The sequence below is a fragment of the Listeria farberi genome (genome assembly GCF_014229245.1).
GTDB classification, from domain to species: Bacteria; Bacillota; Bacilli; order Lactobacillales; family Listeriaceae; genus Listeria; species Listeria farberi.
In genome coordinates this window covers 1-657 of record NZ_JAARZJ010000056.1, presented here as the reverse complement: position 1 = coordinate 657, position 657 = coordinate 1, and the positions used below count along the sequence as shown (strand labels likewise).

Genomic DNA, 657 nt, shown 5'->3' with positions numbered 1-657 from the left:
GACAGATAATTGGGGTGAAGTCGTAACAAGGTAGCCGTATCGGAAGGTGCGGCTGGATCACCTCCTTTCTAAGGAAAAGGAAACCTGTGAGTTTTCGTTCTTCTACATTTGTTCAGTTTTGAGAGGTCACTCTCTTGTATGTCAGATAAAGTACGCAAGGCAACATGCTTAAGCGCATAGCGCCACTACATTTTTGACGGGCCTATAGCTCAGCTGGTTAGAGCGCACGCCTGATAAGCGTGAGGTCGATGGTTCGAGTCCATTTAGGCCCACTTTTTCTTTCTGACACGAAGAAAACATCCAATTTAATTTCTTTTAGGGGCCTTAGCTCAGCTGGGAGAGCGCCTGCTTTGCACGCAGGAGGTCAGCGGTTCGATCCCGCTAGGCTCCACCAAAATTGTTCTTTGAAAACTAGATAAGAAAGTTAGTAAAGTTAGCATAAATAAGAGATTATTTATGACACAAGTAACCGAGAATCATCTGAAAGTGAATCTTTCATCTGATAGGATGTATCATCGCTGATACGGAATATCAGAAAAACAACCTTTACTTCGTAGAAGTAAATTGGTTAAGTTAGAAAGGGCGCACGGTGGATGCCTTGGCACTAGGAGCCGAAGAAGGACGGGACTAACACCGATATGCTTTGGGGAGCTGTAC

At 44.6% G+C, this 657-nt stretch carries 2 tRNA genes and 2 rRNA genes; all 4 read left to right on the top strand.

The window, feature by feature from the left end:
• A 16S ribosomal RNA gene (locus HCB45_RS15165) occupies positions 1–68 on the top strand; the annotation flags it as partial.
• A gap of 130 nt (positions 69–198) precedes the next feature.
• Positions 199–272 (top strand) — tRNA-Ile (locus HCB45_RS15160).
• A 46-nt stretch (positions 273–318) separates the two neighbouring features.
• Positions 319–394: transfer RNA gene (locus HCB45_RS15155), tRNA-Ala, on the top strand.
• 172 nt (positions 395–566) lie between these two features.
• Positions 567–657, top strand: a 23S ribosomal RNA gene (locus HCB45_RS15150); the annotation flags it as partial.